The 17,121-nt window shown below is 71.4% G+C and carries 18 protein-coding genes; 11 read left to right on the plus strand and 7 right to left on the minus strand.

Annotated features, from left to right (window positions below; translation table 11 throughout):
• Positions 1-71: 71 nt before the first annotated feature.
• A complete protein-coding gene (locus H9623_RS13665) occupies positions 72-857 on the minus strand; it encodes an ABC transporter ATP-binding protein (protein ID WP_193720595.1) in 786 nt (261 codons plus the stop codon).
• A gap of 27 nt (positions 858-884) precedes the next feature.
• On the opposite strand from H9623_RS13665, the gene H9623_RS13670 reads away from it, so the two are divergent.
• On the plus strand, positions 885-1,715 hold the full coding sequence (locus tag H9623_RS13670; protein ID WP_193720596.1) for a hypothetical protein: 831 nt from the start codon (positions 885-887) through the stop codon (positions 1,713-1,715).
• On the opposite strand, the gene glgA is transcribed toward H9623_RS13670, so the two are convergent.
• Entirely contained in the window at positions 1,679-2,899 is a 1,221-nt protein-coding gene (gene glgA, locus H9623_RS13675; RefSeq protein WP_193720597.1) for a glycogen synthase, read from the minus strand. The two genes, H9623_RS13670 and glgA, sit on opposite strands and share 37 nt — an antisense overlap.
• Before the next feature lie 183 nt (positions 2,900-3,082).
• Between glgA and H9623_RS13680 the strand changes: the two genes are divergently transcribed.
• The 5 genes from H9623_RS13680 (at position 3,083) to H9623_RS13700 (ending at position 7,294) form a co-directional block, all read left to right on the plus strand.
• The gene (locus tag H9623_RS13680; RefSeq protein ID WP_193720598.1) at positions 3,083-4,321 is read left to right on the plus strand and encodes a glucose-1-phosphate adenylyltransferase; all 1,239 of its coding nucleotides are present in this window, start codon (positions 3,083-3,085) and stop codon (positions 4,319-4,321) included.
• A gap of 4 nt (positions 4,322-4,325) precedes the next feature.
• Positions 4,326-4,991 (plus strand): phosphoserine phosphatase SerB, encoded by a 666-nt coding sequence (serB, locus tag H9623_RS13685; protein WP_193720599.1) that lies wholly within the window; start codon positions 4,326-4,328, stop codon positions 4,989-4,991.
• 168 nt (positions 4,992-5,159) lie between these two features.
• Positions 5,160-6,290: an IS30 family transposase gene (locus H9623_RS13690; protein ID WP_407671930.1), complete on the plus strand. Its 1,131-nt coding sequence runs from the start codon at positions 5,160-5,162 to the stop codon at positions 6,288-6,290.
• Positions 6,291-6,317: 27 nt separating this feature from the next.
• Positions 6,318-6,689: an ArsR/SmtB family transcription factor gene (locus H9623_RS13695; protein WP_193720600.1), complete on the plus strand. Its 372-nt coding sequence runs from the start codon at positions 6,318-6,320 to the stop codon at positions 6,687-6,689.
• Positions 6,683-7,294 carry a cadmium resistance transporter gene (locus tag H9623_RS13700; protein WP_193720601.1) on the plus strand — a complete coding sequence of 204 codons (612 nt, stop codon included), beginning with the start codon at positions 6,683-6,685 and terminating at the stop codon, positions 7,292-7,294. The genes H9623_RS13695 and H9623_RS13700 overlap by 7 nt, the downstream gene beginning before the upstream one ends.
• 116 nt (positions 7,295-7,410) lie before the next feature.
• Here H9623_RS13700 and H9623_RS13705 read toward each other — a convergent pair whose 3' ends face one another.
• The 3 genes from H9623_RS13705 to fabG form a co-directional block, all read right to left on the minus strand.
• Positions 7,411-7,908 (minus strand): SixA phosphatase family protein, encoded by a 498-nt coding sequence (locus tag H9623_RS13705; RefSeq protein ID WP_321575439.1) that lies wholly within the window; start codon positions 7,906-7,908, stop codon positions 7,411-7,413.
• 86 nt (positions 7,909-7,994) lie between these two features.
• Complete coding sequence (fabI, locus tag H9623_RS13710) at positions 7,995-8,762, minus strand: enoyl-ACP reductase FabI (RefSeq protein ID WP_193720602.1); 768 nt, start codon at positions 8,760-8,762, stop codon at positions 7,995-7,997.
• A gap of 151 nt (positions 8,763-8,913) precedes the next feature.
• Positions 8,914-9,642 (minus strand): beta-ketoacyl-ACP reductase, encoded by a 729-nt coding sequence (gene fabG, locus H9623_RS13715; RefSeq protein ID WP_321575440.1) that lies wholly within the window; start codon positions 9,640-9,642, stop codon positions 8,914-8,916.
• 171 nt (positions 9,643-9,813) lie between these two features.
• Between fabG and H9623_RS13720 the strand changes: the two genes are divergently transcribed.
• Genes H9623_RS13720 through H9623_RS13730 form a run of 3 tightly spaced genes read left to right on the plus strand, consistent with a single transcriptional unit; the run spans position 9,814 to position 11,526 of the window.
• Positions 9,814-10,272 (plus strand): DUF3099 domain-containing protein, encoded by a 459-nt coding sequence (locus tag H9623_RS13720; protein ID WP_321575441.1) that lies wholly within the window; start codon positions 9,814-9,816, stop codon positions 10,270-10,272.
• A complete protein-coding gene (locus H9623_RS13725; RefSeq protein ID WP_138824645.1) occupies positions 10,265-10,513 on the plus strand; it encodes a hypothetical protein in 249 nt (82 codons plus the stop codon). Before H9623_RS13720 ends, H9623_RS13725 begins: the two co-directional genes overlap by 8 nt.
• Complete coding sequence (locus tag H9623_RS13730; RefSeq protein ID WP_321575442.1) at positions 10,510-11,526, plus strand: SURF1 family cytochrome oxidase biogenesis protein; 1,017 nt, start codon at positions 10,510-10,512, stop codon at positions 11,524-11,526. Before H9623_RS13725 ends, H9623_RS13730 begins: the two co-directional genes overlap by 4 nt.
• 114 nt (positions 11,527-11,640) lie before the next feature.
• Here H9623_RS13730 and H9623_RS13735 read toward each other — a convergent pair whose 3' ends face one another.
• Positions 11,641-13,239, minus strand: a complete 1,599-nt coding sequence (locus H9623_RS13735) for an ABC-F family ATP-binding cassette domain-containing protein (RefSeq protein ID WP_193720603.1) — start codon at positions 13,237-13,239, stop codon at positions 11,641-11,643.
• A gap of 372 nt (positions 13,240-13,611) precedes the next feature.
• Between H9623_RS13735 and ypfJ the strand changes: the two genes are divergently transcribed.
• Complete coding sequence (ypfJ, locus tag H9623_RS13740; protein WP_193720604.1) at positions 13,612-14,514, plus strand: KPN_02809 family neutral zinc metallopeptidase; 903 nt, start codon at positions 13,612-13,614, stop codon at positions 14,512-14,514.
• 121 nt (positions 14,515-14,635) lie between these two features.
• Positions 14,636-15,244, plus strand: a complete 609-nt coding sequence (locus tag H9623_RS13745; protein ID WP_193720605.1) for a dihydrofolate reductase family protein — start codon at positions 14,636-14,638, stop codon at positions 15,242-15,244.
• Between the two features lie 127 nt (positions 15,245-15,371).
• On the opposite strand, the gene H9623_RS13750 is transcribed toward H9623_RS13745, so the two are convergent.
• Positions 15,372-16,985: a flavin monoamine oxidase family protein gene (locus H9623_RS13750; RefSeq protein ID WP_193720606.1), complete on the minus strand. Its 1,614-nt coding sequence runs from the start codon at positions 16,983-16,985 to the stop codon at positions 15,372-15,374.
• Positions 16,986-17,121: the final 136 nt, after the last annotated feature.

Below are 17,121 nucleotides of genomic sequence, written 5' to 3' on the forward strand. Positions count from 1 at the left end.
CAGATTTTACCGGAAGGACGAGATCCACGCACCTATCGGGCGTGTCGCGGCACCCCGCGCGCGGCGAGGCGTCAGCGCGCCGCGCGGGCCATCCAGCGACCGCCGCCGTGCGCGACGATCAGCGGCAGGGCGAACGCCTCGCTGAGGTTCTCCGCCGTGAGGACCTCGGTCAGCGGGCCGGCACGGTGCACGGCACCGTCCTTGAGCAGCAGGACGTGCGTGAAGCCCGGCGGGATCTCCTCGACGTGGTGCGTCACGAGGACCAGGACGGGCGAGGCGGGGTCGCTCGCGAGCTCCGAGAGCGCCCCCACGAGCTCCTCGCGCCCACCCAGGTCCAGCCCCGCGGCGGGCTCGTCCAGGAGCAGGAGCTCGGGGTCGGTCATGAGCGCCCGAGCGATCTGCACCCGCTTGCGCTCGCCCTCGCTCAGCGTCCCGAACACGCGCTCGGCGAGCGGCAGGACGTCGAACGCCGCGAGCAGGTCGTCGGCACGCTCGGTGTCGAAGTCCTCGTAGGCCTCGGTCCAGCGGCCCGTGACCCCGTACGCCGCGGTCAGCACGACGTTGCGCACGGTCTCCGCTGCCGGGATGTGCTCGGCGAGCGCGGCGCTCGCGAGCCCGATCCGCGGACGCAGACCGAACACGTCGGTGCGCCCGAGGCGCTCGCCCAGGACCTCCGCGGTCCCCGCCGTGGGGTGCATGCGCGCCGCAGCGATCTGCAGCAGGGTCGTCTTCCCGGCGCCGTTGCGGCCCAGGATCACCCACCGCTCGCCCTCGTTCACCTGCCAGTCCACGGAGTCGAGGATGGTCTTCGTGCCACGGCGCACCGTGACTGCCTGCAGGTCCAGAACCGAGCTCATGGGACACGACCCTATAGGTTGGCTGACGTGGAATCCCACTCGACCCTCCCGCTCCCCCGCGCCGTCGTCCTCGCCCTGTGGGTGCAGGCGCTGGCACCGTCCCCCGGCGAGACCGGTGCACCGGACGACGCGCTCCTCCGGCGGGCCGTCGCGGCCGTCCGGCAGGACGACGAACCTCACACCGTCGAGGGCTCGGACGAGGCCACGACCCTCCTCGAGCTGCTCACGCGCTGGACGCGCACGCCCGTCGAGGTGTGCGCCGTGCTGCCCGCGCCGGGCGACGTCCTCGGCGTGCCCGCCGCGGTGAGCGCGGACGCGACCGACGCGCAGGAGTGCCTGCTCGTGCAGTCCGCGACCGGCGCGTGGGCGCTCGTGCCCGAGGTCACGGAGTTCGGGAGCGTGTACGAGACCGGCCACCTCGTCACGTGGCGCATGACACCCGTGCCGACGTGGCGCACCCAGGTGCTCGCCGCCGTCGGGCCGCTCGCGGACGCCGAGCGCGACCTGCGCGTGGCCCTGCTGACCGCGACCGAGGCCCTGGCGTCCCTGGACGTCGCGCGCTGGCGCGAGGACGCGGCCGAGACCATCGCGTCGCTCCGCTCCACGACTCCCCCGGACTGGCCGCTGCCCGCGGTGCGCGGGGAGGCCGAGGCGCGTCGGGTGCGCGTGCTCGCCCAGGCCGCGCGGCTGCGGGCCATCGTGGACCTGGCCACGGCCGACGACGGCGGCGCGGTCAACCTCTGGCAGGCGGACCAGCGCTCGACCGCGCTGCGCGAGGTCGACCGGGCCGCGCGGCGCGCCCTGTCCGCCGCGACCGCCCGCTACGCGACGGGACCGGACCCGAGCACGCTGCGGTAGACCTCGAGCGTGCGGTCCGCGATCGCGTCCCACGCGAAGTGCTCCTCGACGCGCGTGCGGGCCGCGCGACCCATCTCCCGGGCACGCTCGGGGTCGGACACGACCGCGACGAGCGCCGCGGCGAGGTCCGCGACGAACCTCTCCGGGTCCACGGGTGTGCCCGTCCCGTCGTCGACCTGCTCGATCGGGACGAGGAGCCCCGTGACGCCGTCGTCGATCACCTCGGGGATCCCGCCGGTCGCAGAACCGACGACGGGGAGGCCCACGGCCATGGCCTCGAGGTTGACGATGCCCAGGGGCTCGTAGACCGAGGGGCAGACGAACACGGTCGAGGCCGCGAGGACCGCCACGAGCTCCTCGCGCGGGAGCATCTGCTCGATCCACACGACCCCCGTGCGCTGCTCGGCGAGGCGCCCGACGGCGTCGCTCACCTCGGCCGCGATCTCCGGGGTGTCGGGGGCACCGGCGCACAGGACCAGCTGGACCTCGGGCGGGAGCTGCTCGGCCGCGCGCAGCAGGTACGGCAGTCCCTTCTGCCGCGTGATGCGCCCCACGAAGACCACGGCCGGGCGCTCGGGGTCGATCCCCAGGTCGCGGACCACGCGGTCGGCCGCGGCGACCTGCGCCTCGGACCCGGGGCGACGCCACCCGTCGAGGTCGATCCCGTTGTGGACCACGTGGACCCTGGCCGGGTCGACGTCGGGGTAGCAGCGCAGGATGTCCGCGCGCATGCCCGCCGAGACCGCGATGATGCCCGCGGCCGCCTCGTAGGCCGTCTTCTCGGCCCAGCCCGACAGCGCGTAGCCTCCGCCGAGCTGCTCGGCCTTCCACGGCCGCAGGGGCTCGAGCGAGTGCGCGCTGAGGACGTGCGGGATCCCGTGCAGGAGCGACGCCAGGTGCCCGCCGAGGTTCGCGTACCAGGTGTGCGAGTGGACGAGGTCGGCGCCCGCGACGTCGTCGGCCATCGCCAGGTCCACGCCGAACGTCCCCAGGACCGGGTTCGCCGACGCGAGCGAGCCCGGGACGGAGTAGCCCGTGACCCCCTCCTCGCTGCGCGGTCCGTCGAACGCGCGCACGCGCACGTCGATGCGCGCGCGCAGCACGCGGGACAGCTCGGCGACGTGGACGCCGGCACCCCCGTAGACGTGGGGCGGGTACTCACGGGTCAGCAGGTCGACTCTCACGCGGCACACGCTAGCGCGGACCGCGCGGCTCGTGCGCACCGCCCCGCCCGACCGGGCGCGTCGGGGTCCGCGCGGACCGGTGCGCCCCGTCGGGGGACCCGACCGGTCCGGCCGTGGGACGACCGGCGACCACCCTGCGGTTCGGGCACGGCGAACCACGCTCGTGGCCTTATGGTTTTGCCCATGGCCGCCCCACGTGTCCTTGCAATCGTCCTCGCCGGTGGCGAGGGCAACCGGCTCATGCCGCTCACCGCCCACCGCGCCAAGCCGGCCGTCCCCTTCGGCGGTATCTACCGCCTGGTCGACTTCGCGCTGTCGAACCTGGTGAACTCGCACTACCTGCACATCGTCGTGCTGACGCAGTACAAGTCCCACAGCCTCGACCGCCACATCACCAAGACGTGGCGCATGTCGTCGTTGCTCGGGAACTTCGTCGCGCCGGTGCCGGCACAGCAGCGGGTGGGCAAGCACTGGTACCTCGGCAGCGCCGACGCGATCTACCAGTGCCTCAACATCATCGAGGACGAACGCCCCGACATCGTCGTGGTCGTCGGTGCGGACCACGTGTACCGCATGGACTTCTCCCAGATGGTCGACGCGCACATCGCCTCGGGCGCCGAGCTCACGGTCGCCGGCATCCGCCAGCCCATCTCCATGGCCGACCAGTTCGGCGTCATCGACACCGACCCCGAGGACCCCACCAAGATCCGCGCATTCCTCGAGAAGCCGACCGACCCCGTCGGCCTGGCCGACTCCCCGCGCGAGATCCTCGCGTCCATGGGCAACTACGTCATCAACGCCGACGCCCTCGTCGCCGCCGTGACGGCCGACGCGAGCGACCCCGACTCCCGTCACGACATGGGCGGCGACATCGTCCCTGCGTTCGTCGAGCGCGGCACCGCGGGCGTCTACGACTTCATCCGCAACGACGTCCCCGGCTCCACGGACCGCGACCGCGACTACTGGCGCGACGTCGGGACCCTCGACGCGTACTACGACGCGAACAAGGACCTCATCTCGATCACGCCCGTCTTCAACCTGTACAACGACGAGTGGCCCCTGCACACCGGGTACGTGGGCCTGCCGCCCGCGAAGTTCGTCCACTCGGGGCAGGGTCGCCTGGGCCACGCCGCCGACTCGCTCGTGTCCCCCGGTGTCATCATCTCCGGCGCGACCGTCGTGGGCTCGGTCCTGTCCCCCGGCGTCTACCTGCACTCCTGGTCGTCCGTCTCGGACTCGGTCCTCATGGACGGCGTCCAGGTCGAGCGGCACGCCCAGGTCCACCGCGCGATCCTCGACAAGAACGTGATCGTCACCGAACGCGCCCGGATCGGGCTGGACCCCGCGCAGGACCGCGCACGGGGCTTCACGGTCACCGACTCGGGCATCACCGTCGTCCCCAAGGGAACCATCGTTGAATAGCACCATGACCCACCGCCCCGTCTCGACCCGCCGGCTCGTGGTGATGGACGTGGACTCCACGCTCATCACCCAGGAGGTCGTCGAGCTCCTCGCCGACCACGCCGGGACCCGCGCGCTCGTCACGGACGTCACCGAGCGCGCGATGCGCGGGGAGATCGACTTCGCGGAGTCGCTGCGCGAACGCGTCGCGACGCTGGCGGGGGTCCCCGTCTCGGCGTTCGAGGACGTGCTCGGCCGGGTCACGCTCACGCCGGGCGCCCCGGAGCTCGTCGCGGAGCTCCAGCGCCGCGGGTGGACCGTGGCACTGGTGTCGGGCGGCTTCGAGGAGATCGTCGCTCCCCTGGCCGCACGCCTGGGGATCACGCACTTCCGGGCGAACCGTCTCGAGGTCGCCGACGGAGTCCTCACGGGGCGCACGACCGGGCCCGTGGTCGACCGTGCCACCAAGGAGGCCACGCTGCGCGAGCTCGCGGCCGCCGAGGGCGTCGACATGGCGGACACCGTCGCGATCGGTGACGGAGCCAACGACCTCGACATGATCGGGGCCGCCGGGATCGGGATCGCGTTCGCGGCCAAGCCGGTCGTGGTCGCCCAGGCGCCGTACTCGGTGCCCGGTCCGCGCCTCGACGCGGTGCTGGAGATCATCGACGCGCAGCCTCACACCGACTGACGCCTCCACGACGAAGGCCCCTTCCCCCGCCTTGAGTTCTAGCAGTCGTCGCAACACCCGACCTTCGGGGATGCGATGGACTTTGAGATCAGACCCCTGCGAGCACCGCAGGGCAGGCGGAAGCTCGAGCGCGAGCGCGAGGCATACTTCCTGCTCATGGCCCAGGGCATGAGCAGTAACGAGGCTTGCAGGATCGTCGGGATCAACCGGCGCACGGGCAAGCGGTGGCGCAACGGATCTCCAGCAGGAAGTCGGCCCGCGGGACTCCCACAGTCGGTGGGGGTCGCGCGGGCCTTCTCGCAGTCTTCGGGCAGGTTCCTTTCGCTCTCGGACCGACTCGTGATCGCGGACCTGCTGCGGGAGAGGAAGTCGTTGCGGTCGATCGCCGCCGAGCTCGGGCGGTCGGTCTCCACGATCAGCCGGGAGGTCACACGTAATCGGCACCCGGCGAACGGGCAGTACCGTCCGCACGCTGCTCAACTGCGTGCCGACGGACGCCGGCCCCGCCCCAAGCCCGCGAAGATCGCATCTCACGCGCCCCTGCGAGACTTCGTCCAGAAGCACCTGGACCTGCGGTGGAGCCCGGAACAGATCAGCGTCGCGCTCCGATCCCGCCACCCCGGTCGGGCGGAGATGAACGTGAGCACCGAGACGATTTACCAAGCGATCTACGTCCAGGCGCGCGGCGGGCTACGGCGCGAGGCCGTGACCGCGCTGCGCACCGGACGCGCCCGGCGCAAGCCCCGCCGCCAGGCCCAGCAGCGCCAGCCCCGCTACTCCCACCCGATGGTCATGATCTCTCAGCGCCCACTCGAGGTAGCTGACCGAGCCGTACCCGGGCACTGGGAAGGAGACCTCATCATCGGCAAGAACCAGCAGTCCGCGATCGGAACCCTGGTCGAGCGAGCCTCCCGATTCCTCGTGCTCGTACACCTTCCCGGGGACCGGTCTGCCGTGACGTTCCGTGACGCACTCGTACAGACCATGGTGACCTTGCCGGTCGCGCTGCGCCGCTCGGTCACCTGGGACCAGGGCTCGGAGATGGGCCGCCACCACGAGTTCACCCTCGCCACGAGCATCCCGGTCTACTTCTGCGACCCCGCCTCACCCTGGCAACGCGGATCGAACGAGAACACCAACGGCCTCCTGCGTCAGTACTTCCCGAAGGGCACGGACCTGCGCCGCCACGACCGCGCGCACCTGGACGCCGTCGCTCATCAGCTCAACACGCGGCCCCGTAAGACACTGGGGTGGGTCACGCCCACCCAGCGGCTCACGCAACTTCTCAGGACCGAATGATCGACAGTCATCGGCTATTATCGGTCTATGTCGATCATAGAATCCGAGGTATGTACAGCAACCACGGCTGATGTTGAGCCTGCGGTCGCGTTGTTCCGGTCGTTGGGCGACCCAGCGAGGTTGGCGATCGTTCGCCGGCTCGCGGCCGGAGAGGCACGGGTCGCGGAGCTCACGGCGGATCTGGGTCTGGCGCAGTCAACGGTGTCCTCGCACGTGGCGTGCTTGAAGGACTGCGGCCTGGTGGTGGGCCGCATGGAGGGCCGGCGGGTGTTCTACTCGTTGGCACGCTCGGAGCTGCTGGACGTGCTCGCGGCCGCTGAGACGCTGCTCGCAGCGACGGGCAGCGCAGTCGCGCTCTGCCCGACCTACGGCGCGGACGGGCAGGTGTCGGCGTGCTGAGCACGATCGCGGGCGCAGTCGGGTTGTTCGTCGCAACCAACCTGGACGACATCGTGGTCCTGACGGTCCTGTTCGCGGTCGCCGCGCGGGGGACGTCGCGGCTGCGCGGGTGGCAGATCGTGGCCGGGCAGTACCTGGGCCTGATCACGCTTATCGCGGTCAGCTTCCTGGCTGCGCTGGGCCTGACGATCGTGCCGGACGAGTGGGTAGGCCTGCTGGGCCTGATCCCGCTCGCGATCGGTGTGCTGGCCCTGGTGCGCACGTTGCGCGGCAAGGCCGACGACGATGAGGCCGAGTCTGCCCTCAAGACCGTCGGGCTGCTCGGCGTCGCAGGCATCACGATCGCCAACGGCGGGGACAACATCGCGATCTACACCCCGGTGTTCCGCACCATCTCGACCACCGACGCCCTGGTCACGATCGCGGTGTTCCTCGTCCTGCTCGCCGGATGGTGCCTGCTCGCGCGCGCCATCGGCAGCAACGAGAAGGTGACCGAAGCACTGGAGAAGGTCGAGCACTGGCTCGTGCCCGTGGTCTTCATAGGTCTCGGCCTGTTCATCCTCATCGAGTCCGGCACCCTCGCCCACATCGCATCACTCCTGTGAACAGTACGGGCCCGGCCGCTAGAGCGGCCGGGCCCGTACCATCAACGCCGAACGTGTTGCGACCACCGCTGGAATCCGCCGCGCGGGGAAGGGGCCTTCGTCGTGGCGGCGGGACCTCAGCTCGAGGGGCGCCCGACGTACGTGAGGTTCGCGACGCCGTCGCGCCACTCGCTCCACGGCGTGTCGGACTCCAGCACGCTGTACGTCGCGGTCGGGACACCGACGCGGACCTGGGCCAGCGCACCCGAGTCCGAGGACGGCGAGGCGAGCTGGGCCGCGGTCGCCGCCATGGTCGGCTCGTGCCCGATCACCAGGACGGTGCGCACCCGGGAGTCGGCGCCGTGGACCAGGTCCACGACGTCCTTGACCCCCGCGGCGTACAGGGTGTCCGTCACGACGACAGCGGGGGCGACGTCGCCGAGGTTGGCCGCGAGCAGCTCCCAGGTCTGGCGCGTACGCAGGGCCGACGAGCACAGGACGAGCTCGGGGACGAGCGCGGAGTGGGCGAGGGCGGCACCGACCCGACCGGCCTGACGCCGGCCGTTGAGCGCGAGCGGACGCAGGACGTCGTCGACGCCCCCCGCGGGCTCGGCCTTGGCGTGCCGGAGCAGCACCAGCCGGTGGGTACGGCCCGGGTTCCCGGGCCCGGCGGCGTCGAAGGACGCCGCCGATCGGCCATCTCGCACGTTCGTCCCTCTCGTCACAGACCCATGGCGTGCACGCCGCCGTCGACGTGCACGATCTCCCCCGTGGTCGCGGGGAACCAGTCTGACAGGAGTGCGACGACCGCGCGTGCGGCGGGCTCGGCGGTCATCTGGTCCCAGCCGAGGGGTGCGCGCTCGGGCCAGCCGCCCTCCATCTTCTCGAAGCCCGGGATGGACTTCGCGGCGGTCGTGCGGATCGGGCCCGCCGAGACGAGGTTGGCGCGGATGCCCTCGGGGCCGAGGTCGCGTGCGAGGTAACGGTTCGCGGACTCGAGCCCGGCCTTCGCGACGCCCATCCAGTCGTACACGGGCCACGCGAACTGCGCGTCGAACGTCAGCCCGACGACGGCGCCGCCGTTCGTCATGAGCGGCTTCGCGGCCACGGCGAGGGACTTGTAGGAGAAGGTCGAGACCTGCAGAGCGGTCGCGACGTCCTCCCAGCTCGCGGACAGGAAGTTGCCGCCCATGACGCTCTGCGGCGCGAACCCGATCGAGTGGACGACGCCGTCGAGCGTGTCGACGTGCTCGCGGACGGCGTCGGCCAGCCCGGCGAGGTCCTCGTCGTCCGTCACGTCGAGCTGCACGACGGGCGCCTCGACGGGCAGGCGCTTCGCGAACGCCTGCGTGAGCTTCATCTGGCGACCGAACGAGGAGAGCACGACGGTGGCCCCCTCCTCCTGCGCGAGCCGGGCCGCGTGGAACGCGATCGAGGAGTCGGTGAGGACACCGGTGACCAGGAGCTTCTTGCCTTCGAGCAGACCCATCAGTTCTTCTTCCGTTCTTTCGTCGTGCGCTGCTTGAGCGTACTCATGGACGACCCGCCCGGGTAGTTCTGGAGGGGTCGCGCGGTGTGTCGAGGAGCACGCTGCGCTCCCCGGGAGGTTCGAGGTGGTGGTCGACGGCCCGACGACCGGGTCAGTGCCCCATGCCGAGGCCGCCGTCGACGGGGATCACGGCGCCGCTGATGTAGCCCGCCTCGGGCGACGCGAGGAACTGCACGACTCCCGCGACCTCGTCGGGCTGGGCGAAGCGCCCGGCGGGGATGTTGGCCTTGTACTGCTTCTGACGCTCCTCGGGCAGCTCGGCGGTCATGGCCGTCTCGATGAAGCCCGGGGCGACGACGTTGGCCGTGATGCCCCGCCCGCCCAGCTCGCGCGTGATCGAGCGGGCCATGCCGACCAGGGCCGCCTTGGACGCCGCGTAGTTGACCTGGCCGGGGCCGCCGTAGAGGCCCACGACCGACGAGATGAGGACGATGCGCCCGCGTCGCAGCCGGATCATGCCCTTGGAGACGCGACGCACGCAGCGGAACGTCCCGGTCAGGTTCACGTCGATGACGGACTCGAACTCGTCGTCGGTCATGCGCATGAGGAGCTGGTCGCGGGTCACGCCCGCGTTCGCGACGAGGACCTCGACCGGGCCGAGCTCGGCCTCGATCGCGGTGAAGGCCGCGTCGACGGCGTCGGTGTCGGTGATGTCGCCCACGACGCCGAAGACGCCGTCGGGCAGGTCGCCGCTGCGGTAGATGGTCGCGACGCGGTCGCCGTTCGCGACGAAGCGCTCGGCGATCGAGCGACCGATGCCCCGGTTGGCACCCGTGACGACCACGGTGCGCGGGCTGGGGGAAGCGGGTGCTTCGGACACGACATCTCCTCGTTCAGTGGTGTGGGAGGCGACGCCCGCGGCGGGAGGGGTCCCGCGCGGCCGGCTGATCGCCGCAACGACCGTACCGCGCGGCCCGGACCCCGTGCGCGCAGGGACCATCACAGGCGGCCGGGGTCCTTTGTCGAGTTCCGACAAACGTAGGATGGAGAGGTGAGCAGCAACAACCAGGTGCCGAGCATCTCGAACGCACCGGAGTCGCTCGCGGAGGACCAGGCGCGGCGCACCAGGCGCTACCTCATCCAGATGGGGATCCGGCTCGTGTGCTTCCTCGCCGCGGTGGTCGTCCACGGGTGGTTCTCGTTCGTCCTGATCGGCGCTGCGATCGTGCTGCCGTACGTCGCGGTGCTGCTCGTCAACGCGGGTCGGGACCAGAAGACCTACGACGTCTCCCCCATGGAACGGCTCCAGGTCGACGCCGCGCCCGACCACCCGAGCCTCGGGCGGGTCGTCGAGCTCGACGACGAGGGCCAGGTCCGCGACGACGTCCAGGGCACCGCCGCCGGTGCGCCGCCCGCCGATGCCCACGAGACGCCCCGCGACCGCACGCCCCACCGGACCACCGACCGAACCACCGACCGAACCACCGACCAGGAGCCGCACGATGGTTGACCTCCTCCACCTTGCCGACCCCGTCGACGAGGGCGAGCTGATCTGCAGCGGCAAGGGCTGCCGCGCCGAGGCCGTCTGGGGGCTGCTCTGGAACAACCCCAAGCTGCACACGCCCGAGCGCCGCAAGGTCTGGCTCGCGTGCGACGACCACCGCGAGCACCTCGAGACGTTCCTCGGGGCGCGTGACTTCTGGAAGCAGACGGTCCCCGTGGCGGACCTCGAGCGTCGGCCCGAGCTGTGACCCACCCTTCCCCCGGCGCCGACCTCCCGGGCGGCTCGCACGAGACCTCTGCCCCGGGGGGCGCTCGCCGGCCCGACGCGGCCCAGCTCGCGCACGACGTCTCGCGCGACGCGAAGGCCGAGCCCCGGACGCTGCGCCAGTGGGTCACCCTGGCCCTCGGGGTCCTGCTCGTGGCGGCGCTGTGCGTGCTCGCGGGCCGGTGGCAGTGGCACCGCTACGAGTCGCGCTCGGCGCAGATCGAGATCATCGAGTCGAACTACGACGCGGCCCCCGTCCCCCTGACGGACGTCCTGGCGGGGCCCGGGGCGGTCCTGGACCCCCAGGACGTGTGGCAGCGGGTGACGCTCGAGGGGACCTACGTCGAGGACGCCACGGTCCTGCTGCGCAACCGGCCCGCGGGCGGCAAGGCGGGGTTCCACGTCCTGGTGCCGTTCGTGACCACCCCGACCGACGACGGCGAGCAGGTCGTCATGGTCGTCGACCGCGGGTTCGTGCCTCTCGGCGCCGACGCGAGCGCCCCGGACGAGGTGCCCGCTCCCCCGGCGGGCACGGTCGAGGTGACGGTCAGCCTGCGCGCGGACGAGCCGGCGTCGAGCCGTGACGCCCCGGCAGGCCAGGTCCAGGCCATCAACACGGCCCAGGTCCTCGCCGAGGGGCCCGACGGCGCCGCGTGGGCCGAGGGGGCGACCGTGGGCGCGTACGGCTCGCTCCGGGCAGAGGTCCCCGCCCCCGCCACGGCGCTGCGAGCGCTCCCCGTGCCGGACACCGACCCGGGCTCGCACCTGTCGTACACGTTCCAGTGGTTCGTGTTCGCGGCGGGGGCGATCGGCGGGTTCCTCATCCTGATCCGCCGCGAGAAGCGCGAGACCGTGACCGCGGGCGACCTGCTCGGCGAGGAGCGGGCGTCCGGCCGGGCACCGGGCGAGACCCCGCCCCGCCGCAAGCGCGGTCCCACGGCCGAGGAGGAGGAGGACGCGCTCATCGACGCGCAGCTCCCCGAGCCTCGCCCCTGACGGCGCGAGAGACCAGGTACGACGACGGCCCGCCTGCTCCGAGGAGCGGGCGGGCCGTTCGTGCTTCCCACGCCGGGCACGTCCGTCGGCTCCCTGCCGGGGGCCTGCGCGCCGTCAGGCCAGGGAGATGAGCTCCGCGTAGGAGTCGTTCCACAGGTCCTCGTCGCCGTCGGGCAGCAGCAGGACGCGCTCGGGCGAGAGCGCCTCGACCGCGCCGTCGTCGTGGGTGACCATGACGACGGCCCCCTCGTAGTTCTTGAGGGCGTCGAGGATCTCGGCGCGCGAGGCCGGGTCCAGGTTGTTGGTGGGCTCGTCGAGGAGCAGCACGTTCGCGCCCGAGACCACGATGGTCGCAAGCGCGAGGCGCGTCTTCTCGCCGCCGGACAGCACGTTCGTGGGCTTGTTCGCGTCGTCCCCGGAGAACAGGAACGAGCCGAGCACCGAGCGGACCTGCGTGTCGGTGAGGTCCGGCGCGGCGTGGCGCAGGTTCTCGACCACGGTCACGTCCATGTCCAGGGTGTCGTGCTCCTGGGCGTAGTAGCCCAGCTTGAGCCCGTGCCCGGCGATGACCTCACCCGTGTCCGGCTTCTCGACGCCTGCCAGGATGCGCAGCAGGGTCGTCTTGCCCGCACCGTTGAGCCCGAGGACCACGACGCGGCTGCCGCGGTCGATCGCCAGGTCCACGCCCGCGAAGATCTCCTGCGAGCCGTACGACTTGGACAGGCCCTCGGCCGTGATGGGCGTGCGGCCGCACGGCGCCGGGGTCGGGAAGCGCAGCTTGGCGACCTTGTCGCTCACGCGCTCGCCCTCAAGGCCTGAGAGCATGCGCTCGGCGCGCTTGATCATGTTCTGCGCAGCCACGGCCTTGGTGGCCTTGGCGCGCATCTTCTCGGCCTGCGCGAGGAGCGTGCCGGCCTTCTTCTCGGCGTTGGCGCGCTCGCGGCGACGACGGCGCTCGTCGGTCTCGCGCTGCTCGAGGTACGCCCGGTAGCCCAGGTTGTACTGGTCGAGGACACCGCGCGTCGCGTCGAGGTAGAAGACCTTGTTGACGGTCGCCGAGAGCAGCTCGACGTCGTGGCTGATAACCACGAACCCGCCCGAGTAGTTCTTCAGGTAGTCGCGCAGCCACAGGATCGAGTCGGCGTCGAGGTGGTTGGTCGGCTCGTCGAGCAGCAGCGTCTCGACACCCGAGAACAGGATGCGCGCGAGCTCGATGCGTCGGCGCTGACCGCCGGAGAGGGTCTTGAGGGGCTGCGCGAGGATGCGGTCGTCGAGCCCCAGGTTCGACGTGATGCGCTGCGCCTCGCTCTCCGCGGCGTACCCGCCGGCGGCCGTGAAGCGCTCCTCGAGCTTGGGGTAGCGCTCCATCGCGGCGAGGTGCGTCTCCTCGTCGGCGCTCGCCATCTCGCCCTCGGTCTCGCGCATCTTGCGCACGAGCACGTCGAGGCCGCGGGCCGAGAGCACACGGTCCATCGCGATCACGTCCAGGTCGCCCGTGCGCGGGTCCTGCGGCAGGTAGCCGACCTCACCCGTCCGCACGATCTGCCCCGCCGTCGGCAGGGTCTCCCCCGCGAGGGTCTTCGTCAGGGTGGTCTTGCCCGCTCCGTTGCGACCCACCAGGCCGATCCGGTCTCCGGCTGCGATGCGGAAGGACGCCTCGTCCAGCAGGACGCGGGCGCCGACGCGCAGCTCGACGGCGTGGGCAGTGATCACAGAGAGTTCCTCCGGTGGGGAGTCAGGGGGCAGGGGGTGGGTGCGACGCGCTGTGCGCGAGACACAAACGCCACCGATTCTAGTGCCGTGCGGCCGCAGGCGGAACGGGATTTCGCGGGCTGGTCCGTCACAGTCGGCCGCGAGCCGCCGAGAACGGGGTGGTGGCCGCGCTGGGGACCTCGACGACCTCAGGTCCGTCCGCGGCCCGCCCGCAGGCCCGACGGCGTCGCTCACCTCCCGGGGCGAGCCGCGCCCGGGCGCGACGGCACCGCAGGGGCGTGACGCCGTCGGGTCCTACCACCGACGCACCGTCGTCGCCCGAGATGGCACCGCAGGACGCCGTGACCTGCGACGACGAGTAGCGTTGGCCCCGTGACGTTCAACGAGGGTGGTTCATTCGAGGGTGGCCGGGTCCGCAAGGGCGGGCGCGGCAAGGGACCCGTGATCGCGGGCGGCGGCATCGCGGCCGTGCTCGTGGCGGTCGTGGTCGCGCTCCTCAACGGCGGCGACCTGGGCAGCGTGCTCGGGACGGTGAGCGAGCAGGTCCAGCCCGCCGGGGCCGAGGACACCGCGCAGCAGCAGTACGTCGAGGAGTGCACGGTCGAGCAGGCCAACACCGAGCGCGAGTGCCGGCTGTCCGCCACGGCGCTCTCGCTCGACGACTACTGGTCGGAGGCGCTGCCCGACCAGGTCGGTGTCGACTACGTCGTGCCCGACGTCGTGAGCTTCGAGGCGGCGACCGCGACCGGGTGCGGGTCCGCGACGAGCGCTGTCGGCCCCTTCTACTGCCCGCCCGACCAGACCGTGTACATCGACGTGTCGTTCTTCGACGAGCTGCGCGACCGCTTCGGTTCGTCGGGTGGACCGCTCGCCGAGGAGTACGTCGTCGCGCACGAGTTCGGGCACCACATCGAACAGCTCTCGGGGGCCATGTCGTCCGCCGACCGCTCCGGGACCGGGCCCGAGTCCGACTCGGTGCGCATCGAGCTCATGGCCGACTGCCTCGCCGGCATGTGGGCCGGGAACGCGGCGACGAACATCGACGACAAGCGCGGCGTACCGTTCATGCAGGAGATCACACCCACCGACCTGAAGGACGCCCTTTCCGCAGCCTCGGCAGTGGGCGACGACCGCATCCAGCAGTCCGCGACCGGCTCGGTGAACCCCGAGGCCTGGACGCACGGGTCGAGCGAGCAGCGCCAGCGCTGGTTCATGACGGGCTACGACGGCGGGACGTTCCAGGACTGCAACGCGCTCGAGGCGTCGACGCTCTGAGCCTGAAGCGCCGCTACCGCCGGACCGATGAGTTCACGGCCGTCCCACCGTCTCAGTGGTGAGACCAGGCCGCCGCCAGGCGGCGCCACGGCAGGGGAACGACACGGACGGGGACGGACCCATGGCAGAGCTGCTCGTCGACTTCATCACCTCGCTCGACGGCTACGCGTCGGGCGAGGGCTGGCCCGGGTTCTGGGGGCTCGAGGGCCCCGAGTACCTCGGGTGGCTGCAGGAGCAGCCCGAGGTCACGTACCTGATGGGCGCGAACACCTACCGGCTCATGTCGGGCTTCGCGGCCGGTCAGGTGCCCGAGGGGACGGACGAGTTCACGGCCGACGAGGAGGCGTCGGTCGACGAGCTCACGGCGGCTCGGAAGGTCGTCTTCTCCAGCACGCTCCCCGAGCCCTTGACGTGGCCGAGCTCCACGCTGGTGCGCGGCGACGCGGTGGAGGCGGTCCGCGCCCTGAAGGACACCGAGGACGGGATCCTCAGCACGATCGGCAGCCTCAGCCTGGCACGAGCGCTGCTGCGGGCCGGGCTCGTCGACCGGTTCCGGGTGGGGATGTTCCCCGTCATCACCGGCGCGACTGGATCTGAGCGGATCTACGACGGCTACCCCGACGTCGTGCTCGAGATGACCGACCACCGCACCTTTGACACCGGCATCCAGATCGTCGAGTACCGCCCGCGCGTCCTGGAGGGCCCGCCCCTGGCGGCAGCCGACGGGTGAAGGCGGCCGGGGCGGACGAGGCTCAGGCGTCACGGCGCCCGGGCCCCCGGCACCCGGGCACCGACGACCGACCCGGTGCCGCCGGTCCGGGTTCCTCGGACCGAGGAACCCGGACGCGTTCACCGCGTCAGCTCGCCATGACGCGCTGGTGGAGGTTCTGCACCGCGTACCGTGCCGACCAGAAGGCACCGTGCTGCCACGCGGAGATCTCCGACATCCAGTCCCCCGCGAAGTACGTGTTGCCCACGCCCTGCTGAAGCTGCTTGAACCGTGGCGACGCGGTGTTCGGGTAGGCCCACGCACCCTCGATGTAGGGGACCTTGTGCCAGGCGATCGAGAACGAGCTCTCCAGCTCCGTGCGGTACTTCTCGCCATGGATCTTGACGCCCTGCTCGACCGCGCGCATCTGTCGTTGCCGCGGAGTCATGTCGGCGTAGGCTCGCGCGTTCGCACCCGTGTTGTAGTACCCGACGACGAGGCCCTTCTTCTCGCCGTACCCGTACGAGGGGTACCAGATGTGGGCCAGGTCCATGTCGGTCTCGGTGATCCCGCCGAAGATGCGGTGGTCGTCCTCCCAGAAGCGCGACCGGTACTGCAGGCCGATCTTGCCCGCCGGAGAGCCGACCGCGAACTCACCCAGCGCGGCGTCGATGTCGGGGCCCCAGTTGGTGGTCCAGCGACGCATGAGACCCGCCGGCGCGGACACGATCGCGAAGTCCGCCTCGACCTGCCGTGCCTTGCCGTTCGCCGCCGTGTAGCTGACCTTGACTCCACGGCTCGTGTTCTCGACCCCGGTCACCGGTGAGCTGAAGTGCACGTTCTGCTTGCCGATCGCGCGCACGAAGTACTCGTACGTCGTGTCCATGCCGCCCTTGGGCTGGAACATGAGCATCGACTGCTCCCAGTTGATCTCGAACGGGAAGTACTGGCCCACCTTCGAGGCGAGCACCTCCGAGACCGTGCCAGGGCCGGGCAGCGGTGTGCCGTGCTCGTTCCAGGCCGACGGGTAGACCGAGTACCCGCGGTTGCTCCCGCCCTGGTACTTCCCGTCGGCCGTGAGCGACCCCCAGCTGCGCAGGAAGGAACGCAGGTTCTCCTTGTCCGCAGCGGTCAGCTTCTGGTCCAGGGCCCCCTGGTCCGTCGCGTAGCCGAGAAGCTCGGAGGTGTACCCGAACACGTCCGCCTTGGCCGTGCGGTAGCGGACCGGGTTGCCCGGGGTGGCGCCCGAACGCTCGTTGTAGAGGTAGGCGTCGGCGTTCGCGTTGGTGAAGACCTCGTACGGCACTCCCAGCTCGCGCAGGTAGTCCATGGTGACCATCCACTGCGCGATGCGACCGGCGCCGGCGTTCATGTACAGGCCGTCGGCGAAGCGCGCCGTCTGCATGACGCCGTTGACGTCCGTCTCGGAGTCGCCGCCCCGGATCGTCAGGGTGCGCCCACCGGCCCGGTGGCGTGCCTCGAGCACCGTGACCTTGTAGCCCGCCTTCTGCAGCTCGTACGCCGACGCCAGACCCGCCGGGCCGGCCCCGACCACGACGACCTTCTTGGCCGAGCGCCCGGTCAGGGAGAAGTCGCTCCCCCGGGGAGGGGTCCAGGACTCGTTCCGGGGCTGGGCCGCAGCCGTCGGGGCGAGGCCGACGGCTCCCATCGTCGCGAACATGACGCCGGCGCTCGAACCCACGCCGACCGCCTGGAGGAAGCTTCGGCGTGAGACGCCGGAGGAGTCGTTCTCTGAGACCACGATGCCCTACCTCTCGTCTGAGGTCTGACGGGCGACGTCCTCGACCGCGAGCGCGGGGCCGCCGTCAGCACCGAGGGTGACGCTAGGGCCGCCTCGTCTCCTGGAGAGGTCCTGGGCGTTTCGTCGTAGTTGCCCG

Source organism: Oerskovia douganii (genome assembly GCF_015142735.1).
Taxonomy (GTDB): domain Bacteria; phylum Actinomycetota; class Actinomycetes; order Actinomycetales; family Cellulomonadaceae; genus Oerskovia; species Oerskovia douganii.

What these genes read in the sequence shown, in the direction of transcription:
- H9623_RS13690 (WP_407671930.1), top strand. Translation starts at nt 5,160, where the DNA reads ATGAGCAGTAACGAGGCTTGCAGGATCGTCGGGATCAACCGGCGCACG.
- H9623_RS13680 (WP_193720598.1), top strand. Translation starts at nt 3,083, where the DNA reads ATGGCCGCCCCACGTGTCCTTGCAATCGTCCTCGCCGGTGGCGAGGGC.
- H9623_RS13745 (WP_193720605.1), top strand. Translation starts at nt 14,636, where the DNA reads ATGGCAGAGCTGCTCGTCGACTTCATCACCTCGCTCGACGGCTACGCG.
- fabI (WP_193720602.1), bottom strand. Translation starts at nt 8,762, where the DNA reads ATGGGTCTGCTCGAAGGCAAGAAGCTCCTGGTCACCGGTGTCCTCACC.
- serB (WP_193720599.1), top strand. Translation starts at nt 4,326, where the DNA reads ATGACCCACCGCCCCGTCTCGACCCGCCGGCTCGTGGTGATGGACGTG.
- H9623_RS13695 (WP_193720600.1), top strand. Translation starts at nt 6,318, where the DNA reads ATGTCGATCATAGAATCCGAGGTATGTACAGCAACCACGGCTGATGTT.
- H9623_RS13725 (WP_138824645.1), top strand. Translation starts at nt 10,265, where the DNA reads ATGGTTGACCTCCTCCACCTTGCCGACCCCGTCGACGAGGGCGAGCTG.
- H9623_RS13665 (WP_193720595.1), bottom strand. Translation starts at nt 857, where the DNA reads ATGAGCTCGGTTCTGGACCTGCAGGCAGTCACGGTGCGCCGTGGCACG.